The 26,434-nt window shown below is 71.3% G+C and carries 20 protein-coding genes; 11 read left to right on the forward strand and 9 right to left on the reverse strand.

Going from position 1 to position 26,434, the window contains the following annotated elements:
* Window positions 1-142: 142 nt before the first annotated feature.
* The 8 genes from IWH25_RS12695 (at window position 143) to IWH25_RS12730 (ending at window position 7,267) form a co-directional block, all read left to right on the forward strand.
* Window positions 143-1,486, forward strand: coding sequence for a fused MFS/spermidine synthase (locus IWH25_RS12695; RefSeq protein WP_203386157.1), 1,344 nt, complete (start codon window positions 143-145; stop codon window positions 1,484-1,486).
* Window positions 1,487-1,499: 13 nt separating this feature from the next.
* Window positions 1,500-2,384 carry a D-hexose-6-phosphate mutarotase gene (locus IWH25_RS12700; protein WP_203386158.1) on the forward strand — a complete coding sequence of 295 codons (885 nt, stop codon included), beginning with the start codon at window positions 1,500-1,502 and terminating at the stop codon, window positions 2,382-2,384.
* A gap of 159 nt (window positions 2,385-2,543) precedes the next feature.
* Window positions 2,544-3,686 (forward strand): patatin-like phospholipase family protein, encoded by a 1,143-nt coding sequence (locus IWH25_RS12705; protein ID WP_203386159.1) that lies wholly within the window; start codon window positions 2,544-2,546, stop codon window positions 3,684-3,686.
* 46 nt (window positions 3,687-3,732) lie between these two features.
* Window positions 3,733-5,055, forward strand: coding sequence for a DUF2157 domain-containing protein (locus IWH25_RS12710; RefSeq protein ID WP_203386160.1), 1,323 nt, complete (start codon window positions 3,733-3,735; stop codon window positions 5,053-5,055).
* On the forward strand, window positions 5,052-5,639 hold the full coding sequence (locus tag IWH25_RS12715; RefSeq protein WP_203386161.1) for a GDYXXLXY domain-containing protein: 588 nt from the start codon (window positions 5,052-5,054) through the stop codon (window positions 5,637-5,639). Before IWH25_RS12710 ends, IWH25_RS12715 begins: the two co-directional genes overlap by 4 nt.
* An 84-nt stretch (window positions 5,640-5,723) precedes the next feature.
* Window positions 5,724-6,332 (forward strand): DUF1294 domain-containing protein, encoded by a 609-nt coding sequence (locus IWH25_RS12720; RefSeq protein WP_203386162.1) that lies wholly within the window; start codon window positions 5,724-5,726, stop codon window positions 6,330-6,332.
* A 92-nt stretch (window positions 6,333-6,424) separates the two neighbouring features.
* Window positions 6,425-6,730 carry a hypothetical protein gene (locus IWH25_RS12725; protein ID WP_203386163.1) on the forward strand — a complete coding sequence of 102 codons (306 nt, stop codon included), beginning with the start codon at window positions 6,425-6,427 and terminating at the stop codon, window positions 6,728-6,730.
* A 66-nt stretch (window positions 6,731-6,796) separates the two neighbouring features.
* Entirely contained in the window at window positions 6,797-7,267 is a 471-nt protein-coding gene (locus IWH25_RS12730; protein WP_203386164.1) for a DM13 domain-containing protein, read from the forward strand.
* Window positions 7,268-7,285: 18 nt separating this feature from the next.
* Here the strand turns inward: IWH25_RS12730 and IWH25_RS12735 are convergent, their stop codons facing one another.
* Both IWH25_RS12735 and IWH25_RS12740 read right to left on the reverse strand, forming a co-directional pair.
* Complete coding sequence (locus IWH25_RS12735) at window positions 7,286-7,795, reverse strand: hypothetical protein (RefSeq protein WP_203386165.1); 510 nt, start codon at window positions 7,793-7,795, stop codon at window positions 7,286-7,288.
* A 134-nt stretch (window positions 7,796-7,929) separates the two neighbouring features.
* Window positions 7,930-9,663, reverse strand: a complete 1,734-nt coding sequence (locus tag IWH25_RS12740) for a sensor domain-containing diguanylate cyclase (RefSeq protein ID WP_203386166.1) — start codon at window positions 9,661-9,663, stop codon at window positions 7,930-7,932.
* 148 nt (window positions 9,664-9,811) lie between these two features.
* Here IWH25_RS12740 and IWH25_RS12745 point away from each other — a divergent pair, with 148 nt between their 5' ends.
* Complete coding sequence (locus IWH25_RS12745; RefSeq protein ID WP_203386167.1) at window positions 9,812-11,398, forward strand: peptide chain release factor 3; 1,587 nt, start codon at window positions 9,812-9,814, stop codon at window positions 11,396-11,398.
* 3 nt (window positions 11,399-11,401) lie between these two features.
* Here the strand turns inward: IWH25_RS12745 and IWH25_RS12750 are convergent, their stop codons facing one another.
* On the reverse strand, window positions 11,402-11,845 hold the full coding sequence (locus tag IWH25_RS12750; RefSeq protein WP_203386168.1) for a YaiI/YqxD family protein: 444 nt from the start codon (window positions 11,843-11,845) through the stop codon (window positions 11,402-11,404).
* Between the two features lie 60 nt (window positions 11,846-11,905).
* Between IWH25_RS12750 and ylqF the strand changes: the two genes are divergently transcribed.
* Window positions 11,906-12,772 carry a ribosome biogenesis GTPase YlqF gene (gene ylqF / locus IWH25_RS12755; protein WP_203386169.1) on the forward strand — a complete coding sequence of 289 codons (867 nt, stop codon included), beginning with the start codon at window positions 11,906-11,908 and terminating at the stop codon, window positions 12,770-12,772.
* An 18-nt stretch (window positions 12,773-12,790) separates the two neighbouring features.
* Here the strand turns inward: ylqF and IWH25_RS12760 are convergent, their stop codons facing one another.
* From IWH25_RS12760 to IWH25_RS12785, 6 genes are all read right to left on the reverse strand, one after another.
* A complete protein-coding gene (locus IWH25_RS12760; protein ID WP_203386170.1) occupies window positions 12,791-14,422 on the reverse strand; it encodes a bacteriohemerythrin in 1,632 nt (543 codons plus the stop codon).
* Window position 14,423: 1 nt separating this feature from the next.
* The gene (locus IWH25_RS12765) at window positions 14,424-17,753 is read right to left on the reverse strand and encodes a response regulator (protein WP_203386171.1); all 3,330 of its coding nucleotides are present in this window, start codon (window positions 17,751-17,753) and stop codon (window positions 14,424-14,426) included.
* Window positions 17,746-22,833 carry a PAS domain S-box protein gene (locus IWH25_RS12770; RefSeq protein WP_203386172.1) on the reverse strand — a complete coding sequence of 1,696 codons (5,088 nt, stop codon included), beginning with the start codon at window positions 22,831-22,833 and terminating at the stop codon, window positions 17,746-17,748. Before IWH25_RS12770 ends, IWH25_RS12765 begins: the two co-directional genes overlap by 8 nt.
* Window positions 22,834-22,840: 7 nt before the next feature.
* A complete protein-coding gene (locus tag IWH25_RS12775; protein WP_203386173.1) occupies window positions 22,841-23,950 on the reverse strand; it encodes a response regulator in 1,110 nt (369 codons plus the stop codon).
* A gap of 124 nt (window positions 23,951-24,074) precedes the next feature.
* On the reverse strand, window positions 24,075-24,302 hold the full coding sequence (locus IWH25_RS12780) for a hypothetical protein (RefSeq protein ID WP_203386174.1): 228 nt from the start codon (window positions 24,300-24,302) through the stop codon (window positions 24,075-24,077).
* Window positions 24,302-25,753, reverse strand: coding sequence for a sensor domain-containing diguanylate cyclase (locus tag IWH25_RS12785; protein ID WP_203386175.1), 1,452 nt, complete (start codon window positions 25,751-25,753; stop codon window positions 24,302-24,304). Before IWH25_RS12785 ends, IWH25_RS12780 begins: the two co-directional genes overlap by 1 nt.
* 133 nt (window positions 25,754-25,886) lie before the next feature.
* On the opposite strand from IWH25_RS12785, the gene IWH25_RS12790 reads away from it, so the two are divergent.
* Window positions 25,887-26,432: a YaeQ family protein gene (locus tag IWH25_RS12790; protein ID WP_203386176.1), complete on the forward strand. Its 546-nt coding sequence runs from the start codon at window positions 25,887-25,889 to the stop codon at window positions 26,430-26,432.
* Window positions 26,433-26,434: the final 2 nt, after the last annotated feature.

Below are 26,434 nucleotides of genomic sequence, written 5' to 3' on the forward strand. Positions count from 1 at the left end.
CCGGCACCGTCCCCCATCCCCCTCCCGGCCTCCCCCTTGAAGGGGGAGGAGGGGCATCTGTCCGGCGCAGGTCGCCGATTATAAAGGCTCGCCGCCCCGACTCCGGGTAAACTGGCCGCCCCGCCTTTCGCTGCCCGCCGCCATGACCCCGCGCCAGCTGTTCCTGATCGTCTTCATCGAGGGCTTCTGTTCGCTCGGCGCCGAGGTGCTGGCGCTGCGCCAGCTGATCCCGCACGTCGGTAGCAGCATCGTCGTCACCGCGCCGACGATCGGCTTCTTCCTGCTCGCGCTGGCGCTCGGCTACGCCTCGGGCGGGCGCATCGCCGCCGACTTCTCGCGGGTGGTCGCGCGCAATTTCCTGATCTCCGCCTTCCTCGCCGCGGTCGGGCTGGCCGGCAACACCGTGGACGCGATCTTCGCCCACCTGCCGCCGCCGGTCTTCGCCTACGCCGTGTTCATCGGCGGCGTGCTCTGCCCGCTGGCCTGGCTGCTCGGGCAGACCGTGCCGGCGCTGACCAACCTGATGCGCCACGAGCGCGCCGGCGAGAAGGCCGGCTTCGCGCTCTACTGGTCCACGCTCGGCTCCTTCCTCGGTTCGGTCAGCCTGTCGCTCGTGGTGATGCAGTGGCTCGGCGTCAGCGCCGCGGTGGTGCTGGTAGCGCTGCTGCTGTTCGCCGGCGTCGTGCTGCTGCAGGGGATGCGGCCGCGCGCGCTGGCGCTGGTCGCTGCCGGCGTCGCCGCCACCTTCGCCGCCAACCAGCGGCTGTGGGTGGTCGGCGAGACCGCCTACGCGAGCTACGCGGTCGAGCCGGTGAAGCTCGCCGAGGCGGTCGACGCGCGCGCCTTCAAGGTCAACAACTCGGTCTCGTCGCTGATCGACGAAAGCTCGCCGCCGCTGTACGCCCGCTACATCCGCCGCATGCGGCAGATCCTGCTCGACGAGCTGGCCTTCAGCGGCCGCGAGGTGCTGGTGCTGGGCGCCGGCGGCTTCACGCTGTCGCACGACGAGCCGAAGAACCGCTACACCTACGTCGACATCGACCCGGCGATCCGCGAACTGGCCGAGCGGCACTTCCTGAAGGGGACGGCGAACGGCGAGTTCGTCGCCGACGACGCGCGCCGCTACGTGAAAGCGACCGAACGCCGCTTCGACGCGGTGGTGGTCGACGTCTACACCGCGCGCATGTCGATCCCGGCGCACCTGGTGACGCGCGAATTCTGGGAGACCAGCAAGCGCGCGCTGAAGCCCGACGGCGTCATGCTCGCCAACCTGATCCTCGACGGCCGGCTGGCGACGCCGTACGCGCGCAACCTGCTGGCGACGATCGAGTCGGTCTACGGCCGCTGCGGCGTCGACGTGCTGCACCGCGGGCAGGCGGCGAGCAACGTCGTCGTCGCCTGCTACAACGGCCCGGCTCCGGCGCGCGCCGCGATCTACCGCGACGAGCACAACCCGGCGGACACCGACGTGATCCGCGCCCACTGAACCGGAACCCGCGATGAAGAAACCCGCCGCCCCCCGCCCCGAACGCCTCGCCGCCGGGCTGATCGAAAGCATCGACTTCCACGGCCTCGCCGCGTTGCGCCTGCGCGTGCCGAGCGGCGCCAGCGCCGTGGTCAGCGCCTTCGGCGCGCAGGTGCTGTCGTGGACCACCGCCGACGGCCGCGAGCGGCTGTTCCTCTCCGAGCGCGCGGTCTTCGACGGCAGCGCGCCGATCCGCGGCGGCGTCCCCGTCTGCTTCCCGCAGTTCGCCGGCCTCGGCCCGCTGCCCAAGCACGGTTTCGCGCGCACCCGGACCTGGAGCGAAAGCGGCCGCTCGACCGGCAAGGACTACGCGATGGTCTCCTTCGCGCTGGAGGACGACGCCGCGACGCGCAGGCTGTGGCCGCACGCCTTCCGCGCGGAGATCACCGTGAACCTCGAAAACAACCGGCTCGACGTCGAACTGGGCGTGGACAACACCGGCGACGCGCCGCTGGCGTTTACCGCCGCGCTGCACAGCTACCTGCGCGTCACCGAGGTCGAGGACAGCTATCTGGAAGGCCTCTACGGCCACGAATACCGTGACGCCGCGCGCGGCGACCGCATCGTCAAGGACACCGGCACCCGGCTCGGCTTCGAGGGCGAAACCGACCGCGTCTACCACGGCGTCAGGCGGCCGCTGCTGGTGAACGCCGGCAACCTCAGCCTGGGCCTCGACCAGGAAGGCTTCCCCGACGTCGTCGTCTGGAACCCGTGGGTCGAGCGCTGCGCCGCGCTCGCCGACATGGCGCCGTCCGGCTGGCGGCACCTGCTCTGCGTCGAAGCCGCCGCAGTCCGTGTCCCGGTGACGCTGGCGGCCGGCGAGGGCTGGTCGGGGCGGCAGTCGCTGGTGCCGGTCTGACGGCAGCGCCGAACCAAGCGCCTGCCGCGGACTCTCAATCGGTAGTGAGTGTCCGGGGGCGGTGCCACCAAGCGCCTGCCTGACATCCGCATCCCCCGTCATTCCGGCGGACGCCGGAATGACGGGAGGCCGGACGCTCCGCCACCGGAGGGCTGCGCCATGAAGACCGACAACCCCGCCAGCTGCGCCGTCGAATCTGCCGCCGCCGGCAGCCGCCGCGATCTCCCCGGGCAGGTCGTCCTCGTGCTGCAGGGCGGCGGCGCGCTCGGCGCCTTCCAGGTCGGCGTCTACGAAGCGATGCATGAAGCCGGCATCGAGCCGGACTGGGTGGTCGGCACCTCGATCGGCGCCATCAACGGCGCCATCATCGCCGGCAACGCGCCGGGCGAGCGCCTGCCGCGGCTGCGCGAGTTCTGGGCGCGCGCAGCCGGCGGCGCGACCTCCGCGCCGTTCGCCGCCCTCGACCCCGGTGGCGTCTTTTCGCGGCTCGGCACGCTGCTGCACGGCATTCCCGGCTTCTTCGCGCCCAACCCGGAGAGCTGGCTCGGCGCCTGCGCGCCGCTCGGCGTCGCCGGCGCCAGCTTCTACACCACCGCGCCGTTGCGCCGGACGCTCGCCGAGCTGGTCGATTTCGGCCGCATCGCCGGCGGCGGCACGCGGCTGACGCTGGGGGCGGTGAACGCCCGCTCGGGCCGGATGCGCTACTTCGACAGCCGCGACGAGCCGCTTGCGCCTGACCACGTCCTCGCCTCCGGCGCGCTGCCGCCGGCCTTCCCGGCGGTGCTGATCGACGGCGAGCCGTACTGGGACGGCGGCGTCTATTCCAACACCCCGATCGAGGTGGTGATGGACGACGCGCCGCGCCGCGACTCGCTGATCTTCGCCACGCAGCTCTGGCAGCAGGAGCAGGACGACGACGACCCGGCCAGCATCCAGCAGGTGCTGAGCCGGCTGAAGGACATCCAGTATTCGAGCCGGCACCGCAGCCACGTCGCCCGCCAGCAGCAGATCCACCGCCTGCGCCACATCGTCCGCGAGCTCGGCAAGCGGCTGCCGGCGGAGGAGCGCGCCCGGCCCGAGGTGCGCGAGCTGATGAGCTGGGGCTGCGGCACGGTGATGCACGTGCTCTCGCTGCGCGCGCCGCGGCTGGACGGCGAGGACGGCAGCAAGGACATCGACTTCACTGCCGCCGGCATCCGTGCCCGCTGGGACGCCGGCTACCGCCAGGCGCGCGAGCGCATCGCGGAGGCGCCGTGGGAGGACGCCTTCGACCCGGTGGTCGGGGTCGTGCTGCACGAGTAGGCGCAAGGAGTATGATCCCCGCATCTCCATCGACGCAGGGGCGGCAATGAACGAGCGGGGGTTCGGCAAGCGGCTGGCGCAGGAGCTGCCGCGCTGGGAGGCGCAGGGCTGGGTCAGCGCCGAGGGGCGGGCGGCGATCCTCGCCGATTTCGCGGCACGGCAGGCAAAGCCGGCGTGGGCCTCGGCGCTGGCGCTCGCCGGTGCGGTGCTGCTCGGCGTCGGCGTCATCACCTGGTTCGCCGCGCACTGGAACGAGATGAGCAAGCTCGCCAAACTCGTCCTCGTCTTCCTCGCCCTGATCGCCAGCCACGCCGGCAACGGCTTCTGCCAGACGCGCGGCGCGATGCCGAAGCTGGCGCAGGGCATGGTCCTGCTCTCGGTGTTCTTCTTCGGCGCCGCGATCATGCTGGTCGGGCAGATCTACCACATCGACGCGCACTTCCCCGACGGCCTCGCGCTGTGGGCGGCCGGCGGCCTGCTCACCGCCTGGCTGTTCGCCTCGCAGCCGGCGCTGCTGGCGGCATTGGCGCTGGCCGCGGTGTGGACCTGGAGCGAGCAGTTCGACTACCGCGTGATGAACTGGCCGCTGCTCGGCTTCCTCGCGCTCGCCGCGGTGCCGCTGGCGCGCCACGACTGGCCGCTCGCCGCGCGCGGCTGGGGCGGCGTGCTGCTGCTGTGGCTCGCCGGCTGGCACGCGCAGACGTGGATCGGGCCGCTGTGGGATTCGAACGCGCACCTGCGCCTGTTCGCGCTGCAGGTGCTCGGCGTCGCCGGCCTGTGGACGCTGGCGCAGGCGAGCGCGCAGCCGTTCGCGCGCGCGCTGCGCGGCGACTTCCTGCTCGCCGCGCTGGCCGGCGCCTTCCTGTTCACCTTCCCCGATCTCGACCTGCGCCTGTCGCGGCGGGCCGAAGCCGCGTGGCCGTGGCTGGCGGCGCTGGCCGTCACCGCCGCCTTCTTCCTGGCCGGCGTCGCCCGCCTGCTGCGCGCGAGCGAACTGCCGCCGCCGCGCCGGGCGCTCGCCGCCGCGCTCGCCGCCGCCTTCGCGCTGCTGCTCGCGGTCGAGGTGGTGGTGCCGCGCAGCGGCAGCGTGCCGGCGCTGTTCTGGAATGCGCTCTTCCTCGCGCTGCTGTACTGGGTCGGCGACCTCGGCATCCGCCACGCCGACCGCCAGCTGGTGAACCGCGCCTTCGCCGGCTTCTCGATCTGGGTGCTGGCGCGCTACTTCGACACCTTCTGGACGCTGTTCGACCGCGCGCTGTTCTTCATGGCCGGCGGCCTCCTGCTGCTCGCCGGCGGCGGCTGGCTGGAGCGGCGGCGGCGGGCGCTGCTGCGCGAGATCGAGGGCAACGACGGCAGGGGGCAAGCATGAACCTGTGGCTGAAGATTTCGCTGCTCGCCGCCGTGCAGGTCGCCGCGCTGGCGACGATGATCGCCGACAAGCAATGGACGCTGAACCGCGGCACCCAGGTCGTGCTGCAGACCGAGCCGGTCGACCCGCGCTCGCTGTTCATGGGCGACTACGCGCGCCTCAACTATTCGATCAGCCGGCTGCGCCTCGACGGCGACGACGCGGTCGGCGGCGACCGGGAGTTCGCGCGCCACGACACCGTCTGGGTCGCGCTGAAACCGGACCCGGCCGGCGCCCGGGCGGTCTCGGTGCACCGCGAGCGCGCCGCGGTGCCGGCCGGCCTGCTCGCGCTGAAGGGTGAGGTGAGCTACGTCGCCGACCACGACTGGGACCGCGCCAGCAACACCTCGGTCAAACGGCGCACGCTGCAGGTGCGCTACGGCATCGAGCAATACTATGTGCAGGAAGGCACCGGCCGCCAGATCGAGCGGCCGCAGGGCGGCGAGAAGGTGTCGATCCTGGCGGCGGTGGACAGCCGCGGGAAGGCGGGGATTCTCGGGGTGCTGCTGGATGGGAAGCTGCGGTATCGGGAGACGCTGTTTTGAGGGCGGTGCTGGCCACTATTTGCAAAAGAAATAAAGAAATAGGGGACACACCACGTTTTCTTCCTGGAACGTAACCAGAAAATCATGCGAAGCGAAGGCGCAATCAAGACCTGGAACGACGACCGTGGCTTCGGCTTCATCGAGCCGCGCCACGGTGGCCAGGAGGTTTTCGTGCACATCAAGGCGTTCGCGGTGCGCGCCGGCCGGCCGGAGGTCGGGCAGTACGTGACCTTCGAGGTCGAAACGGTTGATGGCAAGAAGCGGGCGAAGCGCGTCGAACCCGTCAGGGCCGCGCGTCGGGACAGGCGTTCGCGCGGCGACGGCCCGGCGCAATGGGGCACGGCCAGCCGCTTCGCGCTGCCGGCATTCCTGCTCGTCTTCACCGTGGTCGCGGCCGTCTGGAAGTTGCCGCTTTGGGTCGGCGGGCTCTACCTCGGCGCGAGCCTGGTCTGTTTCATCGTATACGCGCTGGACAAGTCGGCGGCGGCTGCGGAGCGCTGGCGGGTCAGCGAAGCCACCTTGCTGACGCTGGGACTGGTCGGCGGCTGGCCCGGCGCGATCGTCGCGCAGCAGGTCCTGCGCCACAAATCGAGCAAGGCCTCCTTCCGCGCCAGGTTCTGGGCGACCGTGATCGCCAATGTCCTCGGCTTCGCCGTCCTCGCTTCGCCAGTACGAGCGATGCTGCTGCGCTGAGCGCTGCACCCCCCGGCAGAACTTCACCCCCCGTTCCGCTGTCTCTAATCGGGTATCAGGGAAAGGTGGTCGCCGTGATGAAGGTTTGTCGCATGGCCCTGGCAGTCGCGCTTGCCGGAGTGCTCCCGCTGGCACAGGGAGAGACCGTTGCGCCTGCCAGTCCGCCGCCGGCGCCGGCGGAGTGCTGGGTCGAGCATACGCAGGTTCAGCCGTCGCCGGCGCGCCAGGTCAGCGCGGATGCGCCGGTACTGGCCACGGTTTACGGGGCGTTGAAAGACCAGCGTCTCGGGGCCGAGCACCCGACGGAAGCGCAGAAGAAACCCTGCGCCCTGAAGGCGCCGCGCCCGGGCCCGGAGTCGGGCGATTCCGCGACCTTGCCGCGTTCGTTGACGCCCTAGGATGCGGAGGGCTTGCGGCCGGCGTTGTCGTCGTGCCGGCCGCCTGCCGGCGAGGCGCTTGATAACGTGAAAAAACTGCCACTCCTCGTCGCCTCGCATCTTGCCGCCGTCGCGCTGGGGTTCGCGCTCGGCGTCTACCTGCTGCCGATCTTCATCGCGCCGGCGGCGCCGACTGCGGCGCAGGCGAGCGCGGCGGCGGGCGAGATGGCGTACCGCGGACAGTTCCGGCGCGATCTGAAGGACAGCGACCCGCTGCACTGGGGCGAGGGCGCGGTGTCGGTCGGGCGGCGCAGCGTCGCGCTGGTCGGGCGGCTGGCGCCGGGGCCGGACTACAAGCTCTACCTGTCGCCCGAGTTCGTCGAGACCGAGGCCGACTTCCTGCGGCTGAAGTCGCGCATGGTGCGCGTCGGCGACGTGCGCACCTTCGAGAATTTCGTCGTCGCCGTTCCCGAGCCGGTCGACGTCTCCGCCTACAACACGGTGATCGTCTGGTGCGAGTCCTTCGGCCAGTTCATCACCGCCGCGCAGTACCGCTGAGGGCGCGCGCCGCGGGCGTCAGTCCTTGCGCCGGCGGGGGGGCAGCGGCTTGCGCTGGCGCAGGCCGGGGCCCGGGCGCTTCTTCCGTTCGTCGTCGTCGGTCCTGGGCTTCGGCACCAGCAGGTTCTTGCCGGCCGCTGCGGCGGACGCGCGGTGCTCGGCGATCGCCGCATTCCATTGCTCGTCGGGAACCACGATGTCGGCGTGACCGTCGGTCGGCGCGTAGCCGGCGAGCTTCTCGCGGATGCCGGCGAGGCGCTCGGCGTTGCTCGCCTTGCGCGACGCGCCGGCGACGATCTGCTGCGCCGCGGCGGTGAGCGCGAAGCCGCCCTCGGCGGCGCAGACCAGCCCGTTCGTCGCCAGCCGGGAGAAGGCGGCGCGCAGCTTGGCCGCGGCCGGCAGCGTGCCCTGCAGTCCCTGCACCAGTTCGGCGGCGGCGACGATCCCGGGCAATTCCGCCGGGCGGCGCTTGCCGGCGAGCATGGTGGCGAGGAGGAGGATCACGTCGACGTCGTAGATGGAGCGCATGGATTCGAGGCCTTGGGTGGTGGTGGCGGGAACGCCCGGGCGGCGCGCGAGGGCCGGTGCCGGGCGTCGGCAGCCGCCAGTGTAAGGGTTTGCCGGGCAAAGCACGATGGCCGCCGGATCGCGGTGGAGGGCGTTCAGGCTGCCGCGGCGAGGATTTCGGCGCTGACCTGGTTGCGGCCGCTATGTTTCGACTGGTAGAGGAAGTGGTCGGCCTCGGTGATCAGGCGGTCGAGGCTTTCCTTGTCGCCGCTGGCGGCGACGCCGAGGCTGGCGGTCAGGCGGACGTCCTGCCCGCCCATCGCGATGCGCGCGTCGGCGATGCCGGCGCGCAGCCGCTCGGCGAGCGCGACGGCGGCGTCCAGCGGCGTTTCCGGCAGCAGCACGAGGAATTCCTCGCCGCCCCAGCGGGCGACGATGTCCTCGGCGCGCACCGAATCGGTCAGCACGCGGGCGACGGCGATGATCGCGTCGTCGCCGGCGGCGTGCCCGTAGGTGTCGTTGATCGTCTTGAAATGGTCGATGTCGACCATGATCAGTGACAGCTCGTGGCCGTGGCGGCGGGTGCCGCTCCACAGCGGCCGGGCCAGTTCGAGGAAGGAGCGGCGGTTGTAGAGGTCGGTCAGCGGGTCGCGCGCGGCGAGGCGCTCGGCCGACTGGCGCTCGGCCTGGATCGCGCGGAAGCGGCTGCCGAGCGCCAGCGCGAGCAGCGTGGCGTCGATCACCATGCCGATCTCGACGGCCTGGAAGCCGAAGGCGCTGAACGGGATCAGGCCGAGCACCGAGAGCGTCGTGACCGCCGTGCCGACGGTCGAGGCGACGGTGGCGAACAGGAAGTAGCGCGAGTAGCGGTGGCGGCCGCGGACCGCCATGATGCCGAGCGCCGGCATCGCCAGCGAGAAGAGGATGACGGCGACGAAGGCGACCAGGATCGCCGCCGCCTGGTCGGCGAAGAGCAGGCAGGCGGCGGCGAGCGCCGCGAGGAAGCCGGCGGTGGCGGCGGCGAGCGCCCGGTGCGTGCGCGGGAAGGCCTTCGGCGTGTCGAGGAAGTGGCGGGCGAAGACCAGCCCGGCGGTCGCGTAGAGCACCATCAGGATCGGGATGACCCAGCGCTGCACGGTCGGCGAGTCGGGCCACAGGTAGGCGTAGCCGTGGCCGGTGTAGGCGAGGTTGGTGGCGACGAAGAGGGCGATGAAGGCGGCGTAGGCGAGGTGCCGCCGGTCGCGCAGGCCGAGGAAGAGGAGCAGGTTGTAGCCCATCAGCGCGAGCAGGTAGCCGTAGAGGAAGCCGTAGCGGTAGCCGTGCGCCTGCCGCCGCTCGGCGTGCGCCTCCGGCGTCGTCAGGTAGATCGGCAACACGATCGGGTCGGCGGCTTCGACGCGCAGGTAGAGGTCGGTGACGCCGGGCGCGAAGCGGTGGTCGACGGCGAAGTGGCGGCCGGGCACCGGGCGTTCCGCCTGCGGCCGGGTGTCGCCGAGGTGCAGCGGCGTCGTCGTGCCGTCGGGGCCGACGAAGTACACGTCGATGCGGTCCTGCCACGAATTCTCGATCAGCAGCCGGCGCGGCAGCGGTGCCGCGGACGCGTTGGCGAATGCGAGGTGGATCCACACCGGCGCCGAGCGGATGCCGAAGGACAGCATCGCCGCGGTCGACGCCGCAAAGCGGCCGGCGGCGCGTTCGGCGCTCGCCTGTTCCAGCGTCAGCGGGGCGCTGCCCTCGCGCAGCTGGCCGGCGTGCAGGCCGAGGGCCTGCGTCGGCGACAGATCCTGCAGCGGCAGCGGGTCGGCGGCGGCCGGCGCCGTGCCGCCGAGCACGCAGGCGCAGAGGAGCAGGCAGCGGATGACGGCCAGGACGGCCGCGGGGCGGTACATCGTCGGGGTTCCTCGGTTCCGGGGTGGTCCCCGTACTTTTTTTGCCAGATTATCATGACGCAGGCAAAACGACATGAAAATCCGTGGCTTAGCGCGCCGCTGCGCGTATAATCGCGGCCCTTGATCCACCGCCCGCAGACGTACCGCCGTGACTGCCCTCGACACCGAAATCTCCCGCCGCCGCACCTTCGCCATCATCTCGCACCCGGACGCCGGCAAGACGACGCTGACCGAAAAGCTGCTGTGGTTCGGCGGCGCCATCCAGGTCGCCGGCGAGGTGCGCGCGCGCAAGGCCTCGCGCCACGCCACCTCGGACTGGATGGAGCTGGAGAAGCAGCGCGGCATTTCGGTGACCTCGTCGGTGATGCAGTTCCCGTACCGCGAGTGCATGGTGAACCTGCTCGACACGCCGGGCCACGAGGACTTCTCGGAAGATACCTACCGCACGCTGACCGCCGTCGACTCGGCGGTGATGGTGATCGACTCGGTGAACGGCGTCGAGGCGCAGACGATCAAGCTCCTGAACGTCTGCCGCATGCGCGACACGCCGATCCTGACCTTCATCAACAAGCTCGACCGCGAGGGCAAGGAGCCGATCGACCTGCTCGACGAGATCGAGTCGGTGCTCGGCATCGAGTGCGCGCCGATGACCTGGCCGATCGGCATGGGCAAGCGCTTCCGCGGCGTCTACCACCTCTACGACGACGCCATCGCCTTCTTCGACCCGCAGGCCGAGAAGGGCACGTCCGAGACGATCCAGGGGCTCGACAACCCGCGCTTGGACGAGCTGATCGGCAGCCAGGCCGACGAGCTGCGCACCGACATCGAACTGGTGCGCGGCGCGTCGCACGCCTTCTGCGCCAAGAAGTATTTGGCCGGCAAGCAGACGCCGGTGTTCTTCGGCTCGGCGGTGAACAACTTCGGCGTGCAGTCGCTGCTCGATGCCGTCGTCGAGCTGTCGCCGGCGCCGCAGGCGCGGCCGGCCCTCCAGGGTGACGCTGCGCGCCAGGTGGCGCCGGGCGAAGGCAAGTTCTCCGGCTTCGTGTTCAAGATCCAGGCCAACATGGACCCCAAGCACCGCGACCGTATCGCCTTCCTGCGCGTCTGCTCCGGCCGCTTCGAGCGCGGCATGAAAGTGAAGCAGGTTGCCGGCGGCAAGACCCTCTCGGTGAACAACGCGATCACCTTCATGGCGCGCGACCGCAGCACGACCGACGAGGCCTTTCCCGGCGACATCATCGGCATCCCGAACCACGGCACGATCCGCCTCGGCGAGACGTTTACCGAGGGCGAGGACCTGCGCTTCACCGGCATCCCGTCGTTCGCGCCCGAGCATTTCCGGCTGGCGCGCATCGCCAACCCGCTGAAGATCAAGCAGCTGCAGAAGGGCCTGCAGCAGCTGGCCGAGGAGGGCGCGACCCAACTTTTCCGGCCGGTCTCCGGCAGCGATCTGATCCTGGGCGCGGTCGGTACGCTGCAGTTCGACGTCGTCGCCCACCGGCTGGAACATGAATACGGCGTGCAGGTGATCTTCGAGCCGTACAACTGCTCGACCGCGCGCTGGATCAAGGGCGACGAGGGCGAGCTGCGCCAGCTCTCCGAGCGCTACAGCGCCAACGTCGCGCTCGACGGGGCGGACGACCCGGTGTATCTGGCGCCGAACAACGTCTATCTGAACATGGTCAAGGAAAAGTACCCGAAGCTGCAGTTCCTGGAGGCGCGGGAGGTGGCCTGAGGTTCAGCGCTTCGCCAGCAGCCGGTCGAGCTGATTGGCGAAGGCCTGCCGGTCGGCATGCGAAAAGGCCGGCGGGCCGCCGGTTTCGACGCCGCTGCTGCGCAGGCTTTCCATGAAGTTGCGCAGGTCCAGCGCCTGCCGGATGTTCTCGGCGGTGTAGCGCTCGCCGCGCGGGTTGATCGCGGTGGCGCCTTTCTCGACCACCGCCGCCGCGAGCGGAATGTCGGCGGTGACGACGAGGTCGCCGGCCGCGACCTGTTCGGCGATGTGCCGGTCGGCGACGTCGAAGCCGGCTGGCACCTGCACCATGCGGACGTTGGGGTAGGGCGGCGTCTTCAGCCACTGGTTGGCGACCAGCGTCAGCGGCAGCCCGGTGCGCTCGGCGGCGCGGTAGAGGATGTCCTTGATGACGGCGGGGCAGGCGTCGGCATCGACCCAGATGTGCATGGCGGTTTCCGTGTTTGGCGACCTGCGATAATACAGATAAGCATTCGATAGAGAAGAGCAATGTCGATCCAATGGTTCCCGGGGCACATGACCTCGGCGAAGAAGAAGGCGGCCGAGACGCTGGCCAACGCCGACGTCGTCGTCGAGGTGGTCGATGCGCGCCTGCCGGCGGCGTCGTCCAACCCGATGATCCACGAGCTGCGCGCCTTCCGTCAGCGGCCCTTCCTGAAGCTGTTGAACAAGGCCGACATGGCCGACCCGGCGGCGACCCGCGCCTGGCTCGACTTCTACAACGCGCAGCCGGGCACGAAAGCCGTGGCGATCTCGTGCAAGAAGCAGGGCGACGCGGCGCGCGTGCCGTCGCTGTGCCAGCAGCTCGCGCCGCACCGCGACAGCGCGCTGAAGCCCTTGCGGCTGATGATCATGGGCATCCCCAACGTCGGCAAGTCGACCTTGATGAACGCGCTGGTGAGGAAGAAGGTGGCGGCGGTCGGCGACCAGCCGGCGGTGACCAAGAGCCAGCAGCGCATCGACGTCAATTCGCGGCTGACGCTCTACGACACCCCGGGCATGCTGTGGCCGAAGATCGAGCACCCGGTCGACGGGCTGATGCTCGCCGCCAGCCACGCGGTCGGCGTCAATGCCTACATCGACGAGGAGGTGGCGACCTGGCTCGCCGGCTTCCTGCTCGCGCATTATCCGGCGCTGCTGACGGCGCGCTACGGCTTTGCCGTCGCCGGCATCGACCCGCCGGCGGTGCTGGAAGGCATCGCGAGAAAGCGCGCCTGCGTGATCAAGGGCAGCGGCGGCGAACTCGACCTCGAGAAGGCGGCGGCGATCCTGCTCACCGACTACCGCAACGGCACGCTCGGCCGGATCAGCCTGGAGACGCCGCAGCGGCGCGCGGCGATGCTCGCCCCGGCGTGAGCGGCGGCCGCCCGTCGGCTACGGCCGGGCGGCGTCGTCCTCGTCGACCACCTGCATCAGCAGCGCGTGCGCGGCGGCGAAGTCGTAGGCGGCGAGCGCCGCCTCGAACGGCGCCCGCTGGCGGTCGAAATGGCCGGCCAGCGCTTCCGCGCATTCGTGCCACAAGGCGACCGCCTGCACGTCGTCGTCGGCGAGCAGCGCCGCCAGGCGGCGCAGGATCTCGCGCTGCGGCGGCGACAGCGGAACGGCGTGCCCCGCCGCTGGCGGCGCGGCGGCGACCGCCAGCGGGCTGCCGGCGGCCGCCGCCGCGGCCGGCAGCAGTGCGAACGGCAGTTCCAGCCAGAACAGGCTGCCCTTGCCCGGGTGGCTGTCGGCGCCGGTACTGCCCCCCATCATCTCGGCCAGCCGCCGGCTGATCGCCAGCCCGAGCCCGGTACCGCCGTGGCGCCGCGTCGATGACGCGTCGGCCTGCTCGAAGGGCCGGAACAGCCGCGGCAGCTCGGCCGGGTCGATGCCGACGCCGGTATCCTCGATCTCGAAGCGCAGGCGGACGACGCCGTCGACGGCGTCGAAGCGGCGGGCGCGCAGCGCGACCTCGCCGCGCTCGGTGAACTTGACCGCGTTGCTGGCGTAGTTGGCGAGGATCTGGCCGAGGCGCACCGGGTCGCCGCGCAGCAGCGGCGGCAGCCCGTCGGCCTCGACGGTGACGTGCAGCCCCTTCGCCGCGGCCTTGTCGGCGATGCCGCCGAGCACCTCGTGCAGCACCCGGCGCGGGTCGAAGTCGAGCGGCTCCAGCGTCAGCCGGTCGGATTCGATGCGCGCCATGTCGAGCAGGTCGTTGACGATCGTCAGCAGCTGCTGCGTCGCCTCGCCGACCTGCCTGAGCCGCGCCAGCTGCGCCTGGTCGCGCGTGTGCTGCTGGAGCGCCCAGGTGATGCCGACGATGGCGTTCATCGGCGTGCGGATCTCGTGGCTCATGTTGGCGATGAAGCTGCTGCGCGCCTTGTTTGCCGTCTCGGCGGCGTCGAGCGCGCGCACCAGGTCGACGGTGCGCGCGCTGACCAGTTCCTCGAGGCGGTGGCGGTGCCGCTCGAGCTCGTGGTTGTTCTCCATCAGGTTGCGGTTCTGCTCGGTGACCAGCGTGTAGGCGTCGATCAGCGCCTGCGTCAGCGCTTCGTGCGCCGGGTCGCAGCGGTCGCCGGCGCCGTCGGCGAAGGCCTCCGCCGGCGACCGGCCGCCGTCGATCGCGCGCAGCTGGCGGGTGAGCGCCTGGTCCTCGCCGAGGATGTGGAAGATCAGCCAGTTGGCGAGGAAGGTGAGCAGCGCGCCGCCGGTCGGCGCCTCGCCGGCGGTGTAGGCGGCGCGCATCAGCGCGACGTCGGCGGCGAAGCGGCCGTGCGACTCGCGGTGCAGCGCCTCGTGCCGCGGATCGATGGCGTGGTCGCGCATCAGCCGCTCTTCGGTCTGGAAGTGGAAGGCCGCGTAGTGCATCAGCTGGTCGAGCAGCTCATCGGCGCGCTCGTGGTGGCGGCGGTAGTTGAGCGCGAGCACTGGCGCCGTGGCGTTGACCAGGTCGATCAGCCAGCGGTGCTGTTCGTCGATGACCTCGATGCCGGTCGCGAAATGTTCGTTCCACTGCATCAGCGGCATTTCATGGCTCCTCTTCGGCGGTGGCGGCGGCCGGTGCGGCGCGGGCGGCGCGCAGCGTGGCGAGCGCGGCGACGAAATCGAAGTCGGCGACCTGGCTGCGCAGCGCGGCGAAGCGCCGGCCGAGCGCGGCGCGCAGCAGCGGCGCATGCGCATGCAGCCGGTTCGCGGCGCGCGGATCGTCGTCGGCGAGCAAGGTTTCCAGTTCGTCGAGCACGCGTCTCGCCTCCTCGGCGTCGACTGCCTCGCCGCCGGCGTCGGGTTCGCCCGCGCCCTCCCGCGCGCCGGCGGCGAGGATGGCGGCGCAGGCCTCGTCGAGGCGGTCGTCGGCGGCGGCGATCAGCGCCGTCAGCGCGTCGCCCGCCTCGCTGGCGGCGATCGCCTGCTCGACGCGGGCGACCGCGCCGTGCAGCGCGCTCAGGCCGAGCGCGCCGGCGGCCCCCTTCAGGCTGTGCGCGGTGCGCCGGGCGGTCTCGGCGTCGCCGACGGCGAGCTGTTCCTGCAGGCGATCGAGGTCCTCGCAGTGGCGCTCGGCGAAGGTGGACAACAGGCGGGCATAGACGTCGGCGCGGCCGCCGACGCCGCGGATGCCCTGCTGCGTGTCGATGCCGGGGATGCTCGGCAGCGCCGGCGCGCCGGCAGTGCCCGTCGCCGCGGCGGCCGCTGCCGGCGCCGGCGCGGGCGGCACGGCGCTGCCGGCGCGCTCGGGCAGCCAGCGCAGCAGCATGGTGTAGAGCTGGTCCGGGTCGAAGGGCTTGGCGAGGTGGTCGTTCATCCCCGCGTCGGCGCAGCGGCGGCGGTCCTCGTCGAAGGCGTTGGCGGTCATCGCCAGGATCGGCACCGCGTCGCGGCCGGGCAGCGCGCGAATCTCGCGGGTGGCCTGCAGTCCGTCCATCACCGGCATCTGCATGTCCATCAGGATCAGGTCGTAGTCCTCGTCGCCGACGCGGTCGAGCGCCTGCCGGCCGTTCTCGGCGAGGCCGACGTGGAAGCCGACGTTGCGCAGCAGGCCGAGCGCGACCTCCTGGTTCACCAGGTTGTCCTCGACCAGCAGCACGCGGCGGCCGCCGGCGCGCAGCGCGAGCAGCTTCTCGAGGTTCTGCCGGGTGCTGCCGGTGGCTGCCGCGACCGCGCCGAGGCCGCGCTGCAGGCGGGCGGTGAACCAGAAGGTGCTGCCCTTGCCCGGCGCCGACATGACGCCGACGTCGCCGCCCATCAGCCGGGCGAGGCGGGCGCTGATCGCGAGGCCCAGCCCGGTGCCGCCGAAATGGCGGGTGGTCGAGCTGTCGGCCTGCTCGAAGGCGCGGAACAGTCGCGGCAGCACCTCGGCGGCGATGCCGATGCCGGTGTCCTCGACCTCGAAGCGCACCAGCAGGCTGTCGCCGCCGTCCTCGACCAGCCGCGCGCGCATCACGATGCCACCCTGCGCGGTGAATTTCAGCGCGTTGCTGACGTAGTTGACGACGATCTGGCCGACGCGCAGCGCGTCGCCGCGCAGCACCGGCGGCAGCGTCGGGTCGATCTCGCGCGACAGCCACAACCCCTTGGCCTCGAGCTTGTCGGCGAGCAGCGTGACGACATTGTCGAAGACCTGCGCGGTGTCGAAGTCGAGGATTTCCAGCGTGATCTTGTCGGCCTCGATCTTGGAGATGTCGAGGATGTCGTTGATGATCCCGAGCAGGTGCTGCGCCGAGGCGCTGATCTTGCGCAGGCGCTCCTGCTGCTCGGGGGTGTGCGCTTCCTGGCGGGCGAGGTGGGTGAGGCCGATGATCGCGTTCATCGGCGTCCGGATCTCGTGGCTCATGTTGGCGAGGAAGGCGCTCTTCGCGCGGTTCGCCGTTTCCGCCTCGTCCTTCGCCTGCGCCAGCTCGGCGGTACGCTGCTCGACCAGGCGGGCGAGGTGGTGGCGGTGCTGCTCCAGCTCGGAGGCGTTGCGCTGCAGGTCGGTGAGGTCGCTGACGAAGGCGATCAGCAGCGCCTCGCCCTCGACCTTGGCGATCGCGCCGGAGATGCTGACCGTGCGCAGCTCGCCGTTGCGGTGGCGGAACAGCGTCTGCAGCGGCGGCAGGTCGGGGTCGGCCTCGAGCTGCCGGATCCACGCGTCGCGGGCGGCGGCGTCGGCCCACAGGCGGACCTCGATCGAGGTCCTGCCGACCAGCTCGGCGCGCGTCCAGCCGAAGCCTTCGACGTAGCGCTGGTTCACGTCGATGAAGCGGCCGTCGCGGGCGCGCGTGATCGAGGCGGCGACCGGGCTGGCGTGGAAGGCGACGCTGAAGCGCTCGCGCAGCTCGCGGTTGGCGGCCTCGCTCTGGAACAGCTGCTGGTACTGGCGCTTGCCGAGGGTCTGCCAGAGCATGCCGAAGAAGGCGGTGGCGCCGACCATGCCGCCGACGGTGAGGGCGAGGATCAGCCAGGAAATGGTCTGGCTGGTGGCCAGCGCCTCGTCGCGGTCGATCTTCGCGATCAGGTGCCAGGAGGTGCCGGGCACCGGCTTCAGCGCGGCGATCACCGGGATGCGGCGATGGTCGAGGCCGGCGAAGATGCCCTGCTGGCCGCGTACCGCGCGCGCCGCCGGCAGCGTCTCGTCGGTCACCGGGCGGCGCATCTTCATCGCGCTGTTGGTGACGTGGCGCAGGTCGTTGAGGTAGACGACCTCGTCGCCGCGACGCTCGACGAGCAGCGTCTCGCCGGAGTCGGTGGGCGTCGGCCAGGACTTCAGCAGCGGGTAGAGGAAGCCGTTCGGGTCGGCCTGCAGCAGCACGGCGCCGAGCGCGCGCCCCTCGCTGTCGGCGCCGGCGAAGATCGGCGCGACGACGTCGATGTGCGGCGCCGGCTCGTCGGCGAACTGGTGCAGGTTGCCGTGCAGCGGCTGGCGTCGCTCGATGGCGCCGGCGACCAGGTCGACGATGTCCGGCGCCAGCGCCGCCGCCTGCGGCTCCAGGCGCAGCGGCACGCGGCCTTCGCTGTCGAGCAGCAGCACGTTGGCGTAGCCGTAGTGCTGCTTGAGGTTGCGGAAATAGTCGCGTATGCGCTTGCGCGCGCTCGGGCTGCCGGTGGCGAAGAATTCCTCGGCGGCGCGCGCGAAGATGACGTTGCCGGACAGCACCTTGGCGTGCGACAGGCGCTCGTTGCGCCACTGCTCGATCTGGCCGGTCTTCAGCTCGGCGATCGACAGCAGCTGGCCGTCGACCTGCGCCCGCGCCTGCCGCGACTGCTCGTTGTAGAGCAGGGCGCCGCCGGCGGTGATCAGCACCAGCACCAGCGCCCAGATGCCGACGATCTGCTTCAGCAGCCGCCGCTGCTGGGCGAGGTTGTGCGGCGACGGCTCAGGCATCGGCGGTGCGCTCCGCGTCGAGTTGCCGGCGTGCGCCGTGCAGTGCCGTCAGCGCCGCCTCGAAGTCGTAGTGGGCGAGCGCATGGGCGAGGCGGTCGTAGTGCTCGCCGATCAGCGGCTGCAGTGCGCTGCGCGCGTCGGTCAGCAGCGTCTTGGCGCGCACGTCGTCCTCGGCGATCAGCGTCTCCAGCCGTGCCAGCAGCGTGGCCGCGGTCGCGCGGTCGACGGGCGGCACCGGCTGCGGCGGCGGCTCGATGCGGTCGGCGGCGGCGAGCGCCTGGCACAGCGAGCGGTTGATGTAGTCGACGCGGTCGATCAGCGCGTTAGCGGCCAGCGCGTCGGTGCCGGTGGCCAGCGTGCGCTCGAGGTCGCCGGCGGTCTTCTGCAGCAGCACGGCGCCGAGCGTGCCGGCTGCGCCCTTCAGCGAATGCGCGGTGCGGCAGGCGAGCCTGGCGTCGCCGTCGGCGAGCTGGCGGCGCAGCGTCGCCATGTCGCCGGCGTGCGATTCGGCGTAGAGGCGGCACAGCCGCCGGTAGCTGGCGACGCGCCCGCGCACCGAGCGCAGGCCGAGTTCGGTGTCGAGGCCGTCGATGGTCGCGATGCAGGCCATGAACGCCGCATCGTCGCCGCCGGCGGCCGGCGGCGGGGGGGCGGCGACGAGGCTCGGCGTTGCGCCTGTCTTCGGCAGCCAGCGCAGCAGCGCCGCGTAGAGCACGTTCGGGTCAACCGGCTTGGCGACGTGGTCGTTCATGCCGGCGGCGAGGCTGCGCTGGCGATCCTCGCCGAAGGCGTTGGCGGTCAGCGCCAGGATCGGCATCGTCCCCTGCGGCAGCGCGCGGATCGCGCGCGTCGCCTCGAGGCCGTCCATTACCGGCATCTGCATGTCCATCAGGATCAGGTCGTAGCTCGCCTCGCGGCAGCGGCGCAGCGCTTCCGCGCCGTTGCCGGCGAGGTCGGCGCCGAGGCCGACGCTGCGCAGCAGGTCGAGGGTGACTTCCTGGTTGATCGGATTGTCCTCGACGAGCAGGATGCGCGCGCCGCGGTGGTTCTGCGCGAGCAGCTTCTCGGCCTGCGTGCGGCTGCCGGTGGCGGGCAGCGCGTCGCTTTCGGCGGGCAGGCTGCCGATCGCCAGGCGGGCGGTGAACCAGAAGGTGCTGCCGCTGCCCGGGGTGCTGCGCACGCCGGTGCTACCGCCCATCAGTTCGGCCAGGTGGCGGCTGATCGCGAGCCCGAGGCCGGTGCCGCCGAAGCGGCGGGTGGTCGATACGTCGGCCTGCTCGAAGGTGGTGAACAGGCGCTTCTGCGCCTCCGGCGCGATGCCGATGCCGGTGTCCTCGACCTCGAAGCGGGCGAGGACGCCGTCGTCGCCGGCATCGACCCGCCGGGCACGGACGACGATGCCGCCGTGCTCGGTGAACTTGATCGCGTTGCCGACGAAGTTGATCAGGATCTGGCCGAGGCGCAGCGCGTCGCCACGCAGCACCGGCGGCAGCGCCGGGTCGATCTCGCAGGCGAGCGTCAGTCCCTTCTCGGCGACGCGCTCGGCGACCAGCGTGGCGACGTTGTCGAAGACGCGCGCCAGCGCGAAGTCGACCGCCTCCAGCGCCAGCCGTCCGGCCTCGATCTTGGAGATGTCGAGGATGTCGTTGATGACGCCGAGCAGGTGCTGCGCCGAGGTGGCGACCTTCTCCAGCCGGTCGCGCTGCGCCGGCCGCTCGGCGTCGCGCAGCGCGAGGTGGGTGAGGCCGATGATCGCGTTCATCGGCGTGCGGATCTCGTGGCTCATGTTGGCGAGGAAGGCCGACTTCGCCTGGCTGGCCTCCTCGGCGCTGCGCTTGGCCTCGGCCAGCGCGGCCTCGGCGCGGCGGCGCATGACGATGCGCCAGAGGTCGTTGCCGATCAGCTGCAGTTCGCGCACGTCCGAATCGTCGTAGTCGCTGGCCTTGTTGCCGACACCGATCAGCAGCCGCACCTGCTGCCCTTCCATGACCGGTACGCCCATGTGCCGCGCCAACGGCGCGTGGCCGTCGGGCAGGCCGTTGCGCAGCTGGCCGCCGGCGACCAGCGCCGGGAAGTCGTTGTGGATCACCGGTCGCTGCGTGCGCACGGTGTCGGCCCAGATGCCGGCCTGCGACACCGGGTAGTGCGACGCGTCGACCTGTTCGCAGTGGCTCACGGTGCCGGACGACCAGAGGTAGAGGTGGATCGACTCCTGGTCCTCGTTCATCAGGTGCAGGTAGCCGATCTCGCTGCCGGTCAGCCGCACCGCCTCGTCGATGCCCATCTGCAGCAGCTCGCGTTCGTCGAGCGCGGTCGCCCGCTGGCTCATCTCGAACATCGCGTTGAGGCGCATGTCGGAGATCTGCAGCCGGTGGTTGGCCTGCTCCAGCTCGGCGGTGCGCGCCGCGACCAGCTCCTGCAGGTGGTGGCGGTGCTGGTCGAGCTCGTCGGCGATGCGCTTCTTCTCGGTGACGTCCTCCTGCACCGACAGGTAGTGGCTGACCGAGCCGTCGGCCATGCGCACCGGCGAGATGGTCGCGGCGGCGACGATCAGCTCGCCGTCCTTGCGCCGGTTGACGAATTCGCCGCGCCAGCTGTCGCCGGCGCGCAGCGCCTGCCACAGCGCGGCGTAGGTCGCCGCCGGCGTCTGCCCCGACTTGTGGAAGCCGGCGTGGCGGCCGATCGCCTCGCCGCGCGCGTAGCCGGTGGTGGCGACGAAGGCGGCGTTCACGTATTCGATGACGCCGTCGGCGTCGGTGATGACGATGCTGTTCGAACTCTGCTCGACCGCGAGCTGCAGCCGGGTCAGGATGTCGATCGTGTCGCGGAACTCGGTGACGTCGGTGTGGGTGCCGATCACCCGCGTCGCGCGGCCGCTGCTGTCGCGCTCGACGACCATGCCGCGGTCGAGGATCCACTTCCAGCGCCCGTCCTGGCAGCGCACGCGGTGCTCGTCGCGGTAGAGCGGCGTCTCGCCGCGGATGTGGGCGATCAGCGCCGCGCGGCAGCCGGGGAGGTCGTCGGGATGGATGAAGCGGCGCCAGTCCTCGTAGGTGCCGCCGATCGTGCCGTCGGCGTAGCCGAGCATGGTGTTGGCGCGCGCCGAGACGAACAGCTTGCCGGTGGTCGCGTTCCAGTCCCAGACGCCATGGCCGGCGGCGTCGAGGGCGAGGATCCAGCGCTGCTCGCTGGCGCGCAGCGCGGCCTCGTCGCGCTCGCGGCGGATGGCGACGGCGGCGGTCTGCGCCAGCGTGTCGAGGTGCGGCCTGAGCTCGGGCGGCAGCGGGCCGCACTGCCGGGAATAGACCGACAGCGCACCGAGCACCTTGCCGGCTGCGTCGAAGATCGGGGTCGACCAGCAGGCGGCGAGGCCGGCAGCCGCCGCCCGGTCGCGGAAATGCGCGCAGAACGGGTGGCTGGCGATGTCGTCGACGTCGATCGGCTTGCCGCGGAAGGCCGCCGTGCCGCAGGCGCAGATGCCGTCGCCGATCTCCATCGCGTCGACCGCCGCGCAGAACTCCGGCGGCAGGCTGGGGGCGGCGCCCAGCCGCAGGTGATGGCCGTCGTCGTCGAGCAGCTGGACGGCGACGAAGGTGTTCTCGAACTGCTCCTCGACCAGCCGCGCCAGCGCCGTCAGCGTCTGCGGCAGCGGCGCGCTGCCGGCGATCCCCTGCAGGATGGCGTTGTGCCCGAGCACCATGCGGCGCGCGCGCAGCGCATCGCTGATGTCGGCGATGTACACCAGCAGGTGCGGCTCGTCGTCGAGTTCGGTCACCGTCGCCGAGATGCTGATGTGCCGGCGGCGGCCGCTGCGCGAGACGCCGATGCTCTCGTAGTTCTCGAGGTGGCCGAGGGCGCGGATCGTCGCCACCATCGCCTCGCGGTCGGCGGCGCTGCCCCACAGGCCGGCTTCCAGCGTCGTCTTGCCGAGCAGCTCGGCGCGCGGCCATTCGTATTCGCGGCACAGTTGCTCGTTGACCTCGATCAGCTTGCCGTCGCGCAGGCGGGTGATGCAGGCCGCCACCGGCGCCGAACGGAAGGCCCGGGTGAAGCGCTCCTGCAACGTGTGCAGCTCGACCACCGCGTTCACCCGCTGCGTGATGTCGAGGATGAACGAGAGCTGGTGCGGTACGCCGTCGAGGTCGATGATCTTGGCGGTGATGCTGACGAAGTGCGAGCGCCCGTCGCGGTCGGCGAGCACCGTTTCGTAGTCGCTGACGCTGCCGTGCTCGGCGAGCGCCGCGCGGAAGGCGAGCCGGGCGCTGTCGTCCGGCCAGAAGCCCTTGTCGCGCGCGCTCCAGCCGCGCAGCTCGGCGTTGCTCCAGCCGAACAGCCGGATGAAGGTTTCGTTCACCTCGACGAAGATGCCGTCCTCCAGGCGCGTCAGCGCGATCGCCGCCGGGCTGGCGTGGAAGGCCGTCTCGGCGCGCGCCAGCGCCTGCAGCGTGGCCTGGCGCGCGGTGTGCATCTCGGTGATGTCGTGGCCGATGCCGAGCACGCCGAGCAGGGCGCCGCGGTCGTCGAAGAGCGGCGTCTTGACCACGTGCACCAGCTCGCGGTGGCCGTCGTCGGGGAAGGTCAGCCATTCGTCGTTGATCCGCGCGCGGCCGGCTTCGACCGCGGCCAGGTCGTTCGCGCGCAGCGCGTCGGCGACGGCGGCCGGCAGCAGCTCGTGGTCGGTGCGGCCGATCACCCCCTCCGGCGGCAGGCCGAACAGGCGCGCCGCCTGCGGCGTGATTTCCAGGTAGCGGCCGTCCGGCGACTTCATCCAGATCATGTCCGGCAGGCTGTCGAGCAGGCCGCGCATGCGCGCCTCGCTGGCGGCCAGCGCACGATGCTCGGCGTGCAGGCGGCCGATCAGCCGGCGCAGCAGCAGCGCCAGCAGGCCGCCGGTGACGGCGACGAACAGCCAGCCCTTGACCGTCTGCAGCCGCTGCAGCACTTGCGGCTCGCGGCTCAGCGTGTCGACGAAGCGGTCGGAGAAGAGGATCCAGAGTCCGGCGAAGAGCAGGTAGGGAACGACGATCCGGGCGACTTCGCTCCAGGCGTTGGCGGGGCTCGCTGGCGTCCGGTTCGGCATCGCGGCGTCAGAGCATGTCGTCGTCGGTGTAGCGCTGGGCGATCGCGGCGAAGGTGTCGAAGCGCGCGAGGAAGGCGTCGACGACGTCCGGGTCGAAGTGGGCGCCGCGCTCCTTCTCGATGATCGCGCGGGCGTCGGCGATCGGCATCGGCGGCTTGTAGACGCGGCGGCAGATCAGCGCGTCGAAGACGTCGGCGAGCGCCATCAGCCGCGCCGAGATCGGGATCGCGTCGCCGGCGAGGCGTTCCGGGTAGCCGCTGCCGTTCCATTTCTCGTGGTGGTAGTGCGCGATCTCCTTGGCGATGGCGAGGAACTCGACCGTCTCCTCGGCATCCTGCTCGGCGCGCTCGATTGCGTCGTGGCCCAGGCGCGCGTGCGTCTGCATGATCTCCCACTCTTCGGCGGTCAGCTTGCCGGGCTTGAGCAGAATGTGGTCGGGGATGCCGACCTTGCCGATGTCGTGCAGCGGCGCCGAGCGCACCAGCGTCTCGATGGTGTGCGGCTGCAGGTAGCCGGAGAAGCGCGGGTTACCCTTCAGCGCGTCGGCCAGCGTGCGCACGTAGCCCTGCGTGCGGCGCAGGTGGTTGCCGGTCTCCGGGTCGCGCGTCTCGGCCAGCCGCGCCAGCGCGTGGATGCTGACTTCCTGGATGATCTGGTTCTGCCGCATGCGGCGGGCGACTTCCGCCTCCAGGTAGTGGTTCTCGTCGCGCAGCAGCGACTTGGCGCGCGTCAGCTCGAGGTGGGTGCGCACGCGGGCGCGCACGATCGCCGGGCGTACCGGCTTGGTGATGTAGTCGACGGCGCCGGCGTCGAGGCCGTGCTCCTCGTCCTCGGTGGCGTCCATCGCGGTGACGAAGATCACCGGGATGTCGGCGGTGTGCGGGTTCTCGCGCAGCTGGGCGAGCACCGTGTAGCCGTCCATCTCCGGCATCATCACGTCGAGCAGGATCAGGTCCGGCCGGGGGTCGCCGCCGGCGATCTGCAGCGCGCGGCGTCCGCTGTTGGCCGCGCGCACGCGCCAGGTCGGCTGCAGCACCTCGCTGAGGACGGTCAGGTTCTCCGGCGTGTCGTCGACGATCAGGATCGTCGTCGGTGCCGATTCCGGGGAAGGGGTCATGGCTCGCCCTGCGCCTTGTCGTTGTCGGGTCGAAAACGCAAATTATGCGCCTCAAATGCGCCGTTGCGGTGCCGCTGTCGGCCAGCTTTGACCCCGATCAAAAACAGGCCGCCGGCCGCCCGCGTCATTCCGTCCGTTCCGGCGCCGGCGGCGGCAGCGCCTGCCAGCGCAGCCACTGGCCGCAGGCCGAGCGCGCCCGCCGCTCGCTGCCGTCCCACGGGCCGCCGACGCAGGTGCCGGTGGCCGTCTCCGACGCGATCAGCACGCTGGCGCCGTCGCCGCCGGCAGAGCGCGCGCCGCTCCAGCGTTCGCACGAGGCGCAGCGGCGACGGTCGACGGCCTGTTCCGGCATCACGCGGGCGTCGTCTCGACGCGGTTGCGGCCGTTCCGCTTGGCTTGGTAGAGCGCGCGGTCGGCGCGGTGGAACAGCGCCTCGGCGCTGTCGCCGGCGGCGTGCTCGGCGACGCCGAGGCTGATCGTCAGCGGCTGCGTTTCGCCGCCGGCGGCGAAGTCGTGCGCGGCGACCGTCACGCGCAGCTTCTCGGCGACGTTCAGCGCGTTTTCCAGCGGGCAGTCGCGCAGCAGCACGAGGAATTCCTCGCCGCCCCAGCGCGCCATCACGTCGGCCTCGCGCAGCTGGCTGCGGATCAGCTCGGCGGCGGCGCGCAGCACCTGGTCGCCGGCAAGGTGGCCGCGGCTGTCGTTGATCTGCTTGAAGAGGTCGAGGTCGATCAGGATCGCTGAGAGCGCCTGGCCGTTGCGCTGGCAGTCGCGCAGCGCGACCTGGAAGACGACGTCGAAGGCCAGCCGGTTGAGGGCGCCGGTCAGCGGGTCGGTGGCCGCCGCCTTCTCCAGCCGGTGCTGGTAGCGGTTGATCGCGATCAGCGCGGTGGTCAGCACCAGCAGCGTCACCAGCGCGCTGATCGCGAGGTTCACCAGCAGCACCTGGCGTACCGGCCGTACCGCGTCGGCGTCGTTCTGCTCGACCACCAGGTGCCAGTCGAGTTCGGGGATGTGGCGGGCGTTCACCAGCACCGTCGCGCCGTCGTGCGCATATTCGAGCTGCTGCGGGCTGCCGTGGCGCTGCAGGATGCGTTCGGCGACGTCGCGGATGCCCGGCGTCTCGCGGATCGACGCCGCCGCCGGCGGCGTCCGGCCGGAGGCGAGCACGACGCGGCCGGCGGCGTCGAGGAAGTAGATGCGGCGGCGGAAGCGCGTCTCGTAGCTCTCGATCTGCTGCGCGACCAGCGCCAGCGGCAGGCCGACGCCGGTGGCGCCGATGAAGCGGCCGTCGTAGTCGAACACGCGGTAGTTGATGAAGATGGTCTTGATGTCGCGGTTGGCGGCGTCCGGATCGACGTTCAGCTCATAGGCCGGCTGCATCTCGCGGACGCGGTAGAACCAGGCGTCGCGCGGCTCGTCCGGGCGCACCCGCTTCAGCACGCCGTCGACGTAGTAGTAGTTGGCGCTGAGGTCGGAGACCAGGAAGCTGGTCAGCGTGCCGTACTTCTCCTTGATTTCCCGCAGGTAGCGGGCGATCTGCGCGGTGTCCTTCTCGCCGGAGAGCAGCCAGTCGCGGACGAAGGTGTCGTTGGCCATCAGCGACGAGATGAAGACCGGGCGCAGGATGTCCTTCTGGATCTCCGAATAGATGTTGTCGCCGGTCAGCGGCAGGCCTTCGGCGGCCAGGTTGTGGCGCAGCGTGTCGCGGGATACCCAGTAGGCGCCGAGGCTGACGGCGAGGAAGCCGGCGACGAGCAGCAGCGCGATGCGGGCGAGCAGGCGGGTTCGTTCGGTGAACATGGGGTCGGGATCGGTCTGGTCGTGGTCGGCGGCGGCGCCTCCGATGCGCCGATCATAACAGCAGCGGCGCCGGCGCGGCGACGGCGGGCCGGGCGGTGGCATAATGCGCCCCTCCTTCCCGAAAGCGCGGCGCATGGCCCTCAAATCCACCGTCTTCAAGGCCGACCTGCAGGTCTCCGACCTCGACCGGCACCACTACCAGAGCTACCCGCTGACGCTCGCCCGCCACCCGTCGGAGACCGACGAGCGGCTGATGGTGCGCCTGCTTGCCTTCGCGCTGTTCGCGTCGGACGGCCTCAGCTTTGGCCGCGGCCTGTCGACCGAGGACGAGCCGGCGCTGTTCGAACCCGACCTGACCGGCGCCATCCGCCGCTGGATCGACGTCGGCCTGCCCGACGAGCGCGACCTGCGCCGCGCCTGCGGCCGTGCCGACGAGGTCGTCGTGCTGGTCTACGGCGGCCGGGCGGCGGACATCTGGTGGCAGCAGAACGAGGGCAAGCTGAAGGCCCTCGACAAGCTTTCCGTGCTCGCGCTGGAGGCCGCCGACAGCGCCGCGCTGGCGACGCTGGCCGGGCGCACGATGCGCCTGCAATGCACGATCCAGGACGGCCGCATCTACTTGGCCGACGAGGCGACGACGCTGGAGTTCGAGCCGCGCTGGCTGAAGCGCGCCGCGTAGCG

The sequence above is a fragment of the Azospira restricta genome (assembly GCF_016858125.1).
Lineage (GTDB): Bacteria > Pseudomonadota > Gammaproteobacteria > Burkholderiales > Rhodocyclaceae > Proximibacter > Proximibacter restrictus.

Coding starts and splice junctions, on each gene's coding strand:
- IWH25_RS12770 (WP_203386172.1), bottom strand. CDS start 22,833: ATGCCGAACCGGACGCCAGCGAGCCCCGCCAACGCCTGGAGCGAAGTC.
- IWH25_RS12705 (WP_203386159.1), top strand. CDS start 2,544: ATGAAGACCGACAACCCCGCCAGCTGCGCCGTCGAATCTGCCGCCGCC.
- IWH25_RS12785 (WP_203386175.1), bottom strand. CDS start 25,753: ATGTTCACCGAACGAACCCGCCTGCTCGCCCGCATCGCGCTGCTGCTC.
- ylqF (WP_203386169.1), top strand. CDS start 11,906: ATGTCGATCCAATGGTTCCCGGGGCACATGACCTCGGCGAAGAAGAAG.
- IWH25_RS12780 (WP_203386174.1), bottom strand. CDS start 24,302: ATGCCGGAACAGGCCGTCGACCGTCGCCGCTGCGCCTCGTGCGAACGC.
- IWH25_RS12710 (WP_203386160.1), top strand. CDS start 3,733: ATGAACGAGCGGGGGTTCGGCAAGCGGCTGGCGCAGGAGCTGCCGCGC.
- IWH25_RS12725 (WP_203386163.1), top strand. CDS start 6,425: ATGGCCCTGGCAGTCGCGCTTGCCGGAGTGCTCCCGCTGGCACAGGGA.
- IWH25_RS12790 (WP_203386176.1), top strand. CDS start 25,887: ATGGCCCTCAAATCCACCGTCTTCAAGGCCGACCTGCAGGTCTCCGAC.
- IWH25_RS12715 (WP_203386161.1), top strand. CDS start 5,052: ATGAACCTGTGGCTGAAGATTTCGCTGCTCGCCGCCGTGCAGGTCGCC.
- IWH25_RS12695 (WP_203386157.1), top strand. CDS start 143: ATGACCCCGCGCCAGCTGTTCCTGATCGTCTTCATCGAGGGCTTCTGT.
- IWH25_RS12765 (WP_203386171.1), bottom strand. CDS start 17,753: ATGCCTGAGCCGTCGCCGCACAACCTCGCCCAGCAGCGGCGGCTGCTG.
- IWH25_RS12720 (WP_203386162.1), top strand. CDS start 5,724: ATGCGAAGCGAAGGCGCAATCAAGACCTGGAACGACGACCGTGGCTTC.
- IWH25_RS12760 (WP_203386170.1), bottom strand. CDS start 14,422: ATGCCGCTGATGCAGTGGAACGAACATTTCGCGACCGGCATCGAGGTC.
- IWH25_RS12750 (WP_203386168.1), bottom strand. CDS start 11,845: ATGCACATCTGGGTCGATGCCGACGCCTGCCCCGCCGTCATCAAGGAC.
- IWH25_RS12775 (WP_203386173.1), bottom strand. CDS start 23,950: ATGACCCCTTCCCCGGAATCGGCACCGACGACGATCCTGATCGTCGAC.
- IWH25_RS12740 (WP_203386166.1), bottom strand. CDS start 9,663: ATGTACCGCCCCGCGGCCGTCCTGGCCGTCATCCGCTGCCTGCTCCTC.
- IWH25_RS12735 (WP_203386165.1), bottom strand. CDS start 7,795: ATGCGCTCCATCTACGACGTCGACGTGATCCTCCTCCTCGCCACCATG.
- IWH25_RS12700 (WP_203386158.1), top strand. CDS start 1,500: ATGAAGAAACCCGCCGCCCCCCGCCCCGAACGCCTCGCCGCCGGGCTG.